We start from the raw sequence: 7,435 nt of genomic DNA, 5'->3' as shown, positions 1-7,435 counted from the left end.
ATCATACACAAAAGAAAGGGGGAACGCGCATTCCTCTCCCACTTACTCCCTTTGGTCGTTGAAGTGGGAGTCTCCTGCGCGAAATAGGATGAAATTTCCCTCTCAGGCCAATCGCTCCCCGAACTTTTAAAACAATCTCCTTGTGGCTAGTATGATAAACAAGCTGATTCCCTTTCGATTGCAGCAACTCACGAGTTGCATCCTTGTCCGAAACCGTTCCGATAACAGCCACCTCTTCAATGATTTCTTGATCTCCCTCTAAATGGGACTTTAATACTTGTAATTTCACAAATTGATTTGGATACAATGAACGCACTTCCTGCCATTCCATCTCCATCGCCTCAACCTGTTCGTTGTATTGAACGAGACTCGACCGCAGCCGTCAACCATTTTTCGCAACAAATCTTTGTTGGCGACGACAACGCCGTCGGCATCGGCGTACACGTATGCGCCCGGCTCCCAGCGGACGCCGCCGAACTCGAGCACAACGTCGCGGGCGCCTTTTCCTTCTTTTTTGCTTTTCACTGGGCACGTGCCGATCGCCATGACCCCAAGCGGCATGCGGCCGATTTCCGCCGAATCGCGAATGCAGCCGTGGATGATGATGCCGGCAAGCCCCCGGTCGCAGGCGATTTGCGCCAACCGGTCGCCTAATAGCGCCACGCGGCGCGAGCCTTTTCCATCGACCACGAGCACCGTCCCCGGCGGCACCGTCTCGAGCGCTTCACGGACAAGGACGTTGTCCTCAAACACGTCGACCGTCGCGATCGGCCCGGAAAACATCCGTTTTCCGCCGTACGATTGAAACGAAAGTTCGCACACTTGCAACTCATCTAAACATTGATCGCATAAATCAGCTGTTTTCATGATCCTCTCCCCTTTCGTTTTTTTTCATTCGCCACCATTCGTCAAAATCCTGCCGACACCACATTTTTTTGCGGCGCTGCTTCTGCTCGGGCATCGGATGCGTGTCCTTGCGGGGCCGCTGAAAACGATAAAAAGATGTTCTCGTCCCCGCTTTCCGGCGAACGAAAAAACGGCCCCGCACAACATGGCGGAAGCCGTTTTGGCCGCCGGGACGAACGAGCCCCGTCCGGCGATTCAGCTGGGCTAGCTGGATTCGAACCAGCGCATCACGGAGTCAAAGTCCGTTGCCTTACCGCTTGGCTATAGCCCAACGTTTTGTTGTCGTTTACAGTATGCGGCATGATGGTGCACGTTATGCATCAACCTGAATATTCTTTTGCTTGATGTGCGACACTATCGGTACAAGCACCCTTTCCCCACTATATCACCCCGTTATTCCCCTAACACTTGTTTTCCTGATATGATACTGGAAGGGGAGAGATGTCTATGCGCCGGATCACGGTTTTTCGCATCTATCTTTGCGCATTGTTTTTGTTATCGCTGCCGATCGTCTTAGCGGCCGCGGCTGCCTGGCAGCCACCCAGCCAGCCGAAAACCGCCGTCATCGCCCACCGCGGCGCGTCCGGACACGCGCCGGAGCATACGCTCTCATCCTACCGCCTCGCCGCCCTCATGAATGCCGATTATATCGAAGTCGATGTGCGCGCAACGAAAGACGGGAAGCTCGTTGTCCTGCATGATGCGACGCTCGCCCGGACGACAAATGTCGAAACGGTTTACCCGCACCGGTCGCCATGGCGGGTCAGCGATTTTTCATTGCGTGAGCTCAAAAAATTGGATGCCGGATCGTGGTTCGATCCACGCTTTGCCGGCGAATGCGTTCCGACGCTTGATGAGGTGGTTCGGATGCTGAAAGCGGAACGTGTAAACGTTCCATTGTACGTCGAAACGAAACAGCCCGGCATCGAACGGGCGGTCGCCCGCCTATTGCAAAAACACGGCGTTCTCCAGCGCGGAAGCGTCATGTTTCAATCGTTCCATCCAGAAAGTTTGCAGGCGCTCCGCCCGCTCATCCCGCGCGGCGTCCCGCTCATTCAATTGGTCGGCGAAAAGGAAGCGCGAAGTGGCCGCGACGAGCTGTTGCAACAAATCGCCGTCTATGCCGATGGCATCGGCTTGCCGCTCTCAGCCGTCACCGAAGAGTGGGTGCGCGCCGCCCATGGCCGCGGCTCATGGTTCACGTCTATACCGTCAATGAACCACACGATCTCGCTCGCCTATGCGCCATGGGCGTGGACGGTGTGTTCACCGATTATCCAGACCGCCCTGGCCGCATTGCCGCCTGCCGTCGTTTGCCCCGTCATTGACCCGCCTTCAGGGAGCCAGGGGGAACTCATTCTTTACATAATGTTATTACGGTTAATAAAAACGAAAATCGTTCCCATTTGATCCGATTCGGTTCATCATTTGAGAAAAAGGAGGTCAGATCGGCGGTCCGCCATCGGTCCGCTTTTTCGCCAAACCTCCCGTCCCCCACTCGTGTTGCTTTCGTCACCGCTTCGGAAACTGAAACGACAATTTCTTCTCGTTTTCATCCCAAACGAGTATGGCGTCAAACGTTTTCCCGCCTTTTTTAAACCCTTTTATGACATTTGTTTTCCCTTGCGCCAGCAGCTTTTTCACATTCGCCGCCGAAATCGACTTGCCGAGAATGCGTTTGGAGATCGTAAACGGGCATTTTGTTTTCGCGTACTGGTCGCAGCCGTACAACGTTCCTTTGTCGATGACGGTCCCGCAGCAAAGCGGGCACGGCCCAAGCTTCTCGCCCATCGTTTTTTTCTTCCTTGTCCGCTGGATCGAGGCGGTGTCAACCCCTCTGAAATTCCAATTCGGCGCGGCGGCGATGGCGTCAGCGACCACTTTTTGCGCCAACTTTTTCACCTGTTCCATAAAAGCAGCGGGAGAGGCGCTCCCTTCACCGATTTCGCTTAAGCGCTGCTCCCATTTCGCCGTCATTTCCGGCGAGGCGAGAATCGTGCCGCCGAGCGCCTCGATCAATACTTTCGCCTTATCGGTCGCATATACGAGGTTCTTTTTCACTTCAATATACTTCCGCTCTTTCAGCATGGTAATGATCGCCGCCCTTGTTGCTTCCGTGCCGAGCCCCTCCGTTTTGGCGAGCACTTTTTCCAGTTCCTCGTCGTCCAAAAATTTTCCCGCCGTTTTCATCAAAGTGATGAGTTCGCCTTCTGTATACCGTTTCGGCGGCTCGGTCTTCCCTTCTTTCACCTTGACAGCGGCCGCTTTCCCCGCCTCCCCTCGCTCAAGGGGAGGCAGCGCAGCATCTTTCTCCTCCTCATGCGGGCGGATGACCGCGCGCCACCCCTCCTCGACGACCTGCCTTCCTTTCGAAACGAAGCGAGCCCGACCGTCAACGAGCGTCGTGACGGTCGTATAATCGATGACCGCCGCCTGATGGTGGGCGGCAATTAGGCGGCGGACGACCAAATCGTACACCTTCCGTTCGTCGGCTGACAGCTTCTCGGGATCCACCACTTGCTCGGTCGGGATAATGGCGTAATGGTCCGTCACCTTTTTCTCGTTTACATAACGTTTATTCTGTAAAATCGACGGCTGCGGCAACGGAAAATACGAAGCGTACGCCGGAAACGAGGACAGCTTTTGCAAAATGGCGGGAAACGTTTCCGCTTCCCCTTTCGTCACATGCATCGAATCGGAACGAGGATACGAAACGATCCCTTTTTGGTAGAGTGACTGCAGCACATCAAGCGTCTTTTTCGGCGAGAAGCGATACAACTTGTTCGCTGTCGCTTGCAGCGTCGATAAGTTGAACAACAGCGGCGGCTGATACGTTTTCCGCTCCGTGTGGACGTCGGCGACTTCCGCCCGTTTTCCTTGGCAAAAGGCAGCGATCTTTTTCGCCATCTCCTCGTCCCCAAGACGCGTTTGGCCGTTTTTATCCGTCCATTTTCCTTCATAACGCTTGTCGCCAATGACAAACGAGGCGACGACTTCCCAAAACGGTTCAGGGCGGAACTGCTCAATTTCCCGCTCACGCCGGACGATCAGCGCCAATGTCGGCGTCTGCACGCGCCCGACGGAAAACACATCGTTCATCCCGCGCTCCTTCAGCAAGAGGCTGTACACGCGCGAGGCGTTCATGCCGACGAGCCAATCCGCGCAGGCGCGAGCGTACGCTTCCTCATAGAGCGGGCGCGTCGTCCGTTCATCAAGCAGGCGGCGGAACCCTTCCTCGATCGCCTTCGGGGTCAAGGACGACAGCCAAAGCCGCTTCATCGGCTTGTTCACGCCGCTTAGGCGGATGAGGTTGCGCACAATGAGCTCCCCTTCGCGCCCCGCGTCGCCGGCATGGATGATTTCCGTCACTTCCGGCTTTCGCAGCAATTCTTTCACAACCTTGAACTGTTTCGCCTTCGCTTTTTCGATCTCATACTCAAACCGTTCCGGGATGATCGGCAACGTGCCGAGCGTCCACCGCTTCCACTCCGGCCGATACCGCTCCGGCGGGGCGAGCTGGAACAAATGCCCGATCGCCCATGTCATATACGCCCCGTCGGGAAACAAGTCATTCGGCAAAATTTCGATATAGCCTTGCCGTTTTTTCGTCCGAAAAATCGAGGCGAGCGTCGCCCCTTGGTCCGGCTTTTCCGCGATAATGACCTTCATCGTCCTCTCCCCTTACGGCACATCATGCCCCATGGAGCTTTGTAAGATAGCGAACCATTGCTCGCGGGAAAGCGGAAGCGACAACGCCCGCACCGCCCGCTCGATGCGTTCTCGTTTTCCCGAGCCGACAATCGGCATCATCCGCGCTGGATGAACGAGAAGCCACGCGTACAACACTTCGTCGATCGTCTCAGCGCCCACCTCACCCCGCACTTGTTCAAGCGTCCCGCGCAACCGCACCGCCCGGTCATCGTCAGCGGAAAAAATCGCCCCGCCGGTGAGCGGCGACCATACCATTGGCGGAATGCGCTTCTCAAGGCAAAGGTCAACGGTGCCGTCTTCAAGATTTTCCAACCGATACGCCGATACTTCGATTTGGTTGGTCACGAGCGGAAACGGCAAATACGACTGAAGCATTTCCCACTGCGAACGTTTAAAGTTGGAAACGCCAAAATAGCGCACTTTTCCATCCTGCTTGAGTTGGAGAAACGCCTCGGCCACCTCTTCCGGGTTCATAAACGGATCCGGGCGGTGGATAAGCAATACATCAATATAATCGGTATGGAAGTGTCGAAGGGATTGCTCAACCGAAGCGATGATATGATTTTTGCTTGTATCGTATAATTTCATCCCGTACTTCGATGGCAGCTTGATGCCGCATTTCGTCACGATCTCGATCTGACCGCGCAAGCTTGGCTTTAACGCCAGTGCTTCGCCAAAGCGCGATTCACACGTATAGTCGCCGTAAATATCAGCATGGTCAAACGTCGTAATGCCGCGCTCAAGACAAAATTCAATGAGCCCGAGCAGCTGCTCGCGCGAATAGCCCCAGTCCGCAAGCCGCCAACAGCCGTGAATGAGGCGGGAAAACGTCAAATCGTCCGCCAACCGAATTCGTTCCATTGATTGTCTCCCTTTCTTTATTTTTGGCTAAAATCGTTCCGCTTGCGCATACTACCAACAAGAGGAAAAAACGGAAAGGACGTGATGATATGAAGCGCTGGCTTCTTGGGCTCGCCGCTGTGCTTCTTTTCGCCTCCCCATGGCCGGCATCAGCCGCCGAAACCGCATACGAATGGAACCTAGCCGACATTTATCCATCCGAAGCCGAGTGGATGCACGACTACAAGGCGGTGCAAAACGCCTTGCCGAAACTGGCGGCGTTTGAAGGAAAACTCGATGATGCAAAGACGATCGCCAAACTGTTCGCCCTCAACGAACAAACGGCCCGCAAGCTCGAAAAACTGTCGCTTTACACCCATTTAAAACGCGATCTGAACATTGAAGACGAGGCAGCGGCCCGGCTTGGGGCAAAAGTGGAAGCGCTCGCCGCCCAATATGCGGCGAAAACAGCGTTCATCGAGCCGGAACTGCTCGCCCTACCCGAGCGGACGCTCAAGAAGCTCCAAACGAGCAAAGAGCTGAAAGCGTACCGCTATTACTTCCATGAGTTGCGCGAGCAAAAGCCGCATACGCTTACGAAACGCGAAGAACGGCTGCTCGCGAAACTATCGCCGGCGCTCGGCGAGGCGGAGAACATTTATGACCACGCCGCCCGCGGCGATTACGAGCCGCCGTCTGTCACGATGCCGAACGGAAAAACGGTGACATTGACCGACGACCAATACGCCGCCATGCTCGAGCACCCGGACCGCCGCTATCGAAAGGCGGCGTTTGAAGCGAAAGCGAAAAGCTATGAGGCGCTCGAGCAGACCGCCGCGGCGACGCTGTACGCCTCGGTCAAAGCGGATGAATTGTATGCGAACGTGCGCCGCTATCCATCCGGCCTGGCCGCCGCGCTGGCCGCCGACGATGTCCCGAAGGAAGTGTTCGACAACTTAATCGCCGCCACCCGCCGCCATTTGCCGGCGCTGCACCGCTATATCGAATTGCGGCGGCGCGCGCTCGGGCTTGACCGCGTTCACAGCTATGATTTGTACGTGCCGCTTGTCGGCGAAACGGCGAAATCGATCCCAGTTGAAACAGCGAAAACGTTCATTGTCGAAGGGCTCAAGCCGCTCGGCGCCGACTATATCAAACAGGTGCACCGAGCGTTTCAAGAGCGATGGCTTGATGTCTTCCCGCGCCCGAAAAAATATACCGGCGGCTACAACACGGGAGCGTATGACACCCATCCGTTCATCTTGCTCAATTACAACGGTTCGCTTGATGGCGTATTGACGATGGCCCACGAGCTTGGGCACGCCATGCATTCCGTCTACACGAACCGCGCGCAGCCGTACCATTATTCCGGCCATTCGATTTTCACCGCCGAAGTCGCCTCGACCGCAAACGAATGGCTCATGCTCGATTATTTATACAAACAGGCAAAAACAAAAGAAGAAAAACTCCGCCTGCTCGTCGAACAAATCGAGCAAATCCGCGGCACGTTGTACACGCAAGTGATGTATTCCGAATTTGAGCGGATCATTCATGACAAAGTGCGCCAAGGCGGCAGCCTGACAGCGGACGAACTGAACCAGCTTTGGCTTGGCTTGCTCAAAACGTATTACGGCCCGGCGTACGCCGCCGATCCCGGCGCCGCGCGCGGCTGGCTGCGCATTCCGCATTTTTATGACGCCTTTTATGTATACAAATATGCCACTTCGCTCGCGGCGTCGTACACCATTGTGAGCGGCATCCAAACCGATACAAGCGGCAAGGCGGTGAAGCGGTACAAACAATTTTTGCGCTCCGGCGCATCCGATGACCCGATCCGTCTGCTCAAACGTGCCGGAGTGGATATGACAAGCCCCGAACCGATCGAGCGGGTCTTAGATCATTTCGCCGAACTCGTCGACGAGCTCGATCGGCAGCTGTCAAGCCAAAACCGTCAGCGGTCTATATAGATGCAATTTAA

The 7,435-nt window shown here is 55.5% G+C and carries 3 protein-coding genes, 1 tRNA gene and 3 pseudogenes; 2 read left to right on the top strand and 5 right to left on the bottom strand.

Going from position 1 to position 7,435, the window contains the following annotated elements; all coding sequences use genetic code 11:
• Nucleotides 1-88: 88 nt before the first annotated feature.
• From I656_RS18335 to I656_RS01525, 3 genes and pseudogenes are all read right to left on the bottom strand, one after another.
• A pseudogene (locus I656_RS18335) lies at nt 89-331 on the bottom strand (hypothetical protein); the annotation flags it as partial.
• Nucleotides 332-390: 59 nt separating this feature from the next.
• Nucleotides 391-867: pseudogene (rraA, locus tag I656_RS01520) on the bottom strand (ribonuclease E activity regulator RraA); the annotation flags it as partial.
• Nucleotides 868-1,105: 238 nt separating this feature from the next.
• Nucleotides 1,106-1,177 (bottom strand) — tRNA-Gln (locus tag I656_RS01525).
• Nucleotides 1,178-1,353: 176 nt separating this feature from the next.
• Between I656_RS01525 and I656_RS01530 the strand changes: the two are divergent.
• Nucleotides 1,354-2,234 (top strand): annotated as a pseudogene (locus I656_RS01530) (glycerophosphodiester phosphodiesterase family protein).
• Between the two features lie 184 nt (nt 2,235-2,418).
• On the opposite strand, the gene I656_RS01535 reads toward I656_RS01530, so the two are convergent.
• The gene (locus tag I656_RS01535; protein WP_020756607.1) at nt 2,419-4,575 is read right to left on the bottom strand and encodes a DNA topoisomerase III; all 2,157 of its coding nucleotides are present in this window, start codon (nt 4,573-4,575) and stop codon (nt 2,419-2,421) included.
• A gap of 12 nt (nt 4,576-4,587) precedes the next feature.
• Nucleotides 4,588-5,478 carry an aldo/keto reductase family oxidoreductase gene (locus I656_RS01540; protein WP_020756606.1) on the bottom strand — a complete coding sequence of 297 codons (891 nt, stop codon included), beginning with the start codon at nt 5,476-5,478 and terminating at the stop codon, nt 4,588-4,590.
• Nucleotides 5,479-5,567: 89 nt separating this feature from the next.
• Between I656_RS01540 and pepF the strand changes: the two genes are divergently transcribed.
• Nucleotides 5,568-7,424, top strand: a complete 1,857-nt coding sequence (pepF, locus tag I656_RS01545; protein WP_020756604.1) for an oligoendopeptidase F — start codon at nt 5,568-5,570, stop codon at nt 7,422-7,424.
• Nucleotides 7,425-7,435 lie beyond the last annotated feature (11 nt).

The sequence above is a fragment of the Geobacillus sp. WSUCF1 genome (assembly GCF_000422025.1).
GTDB lineage: Bacteria > Bacillota > Bacilli > Bacillales > Anoxybacillaceae > Geobacillus > Geobacillus zalihae.
Note: the sequence above shows the minus strand (reverse complement) of the source record. Positions and strands in the feature narration are given on the sequence as shown.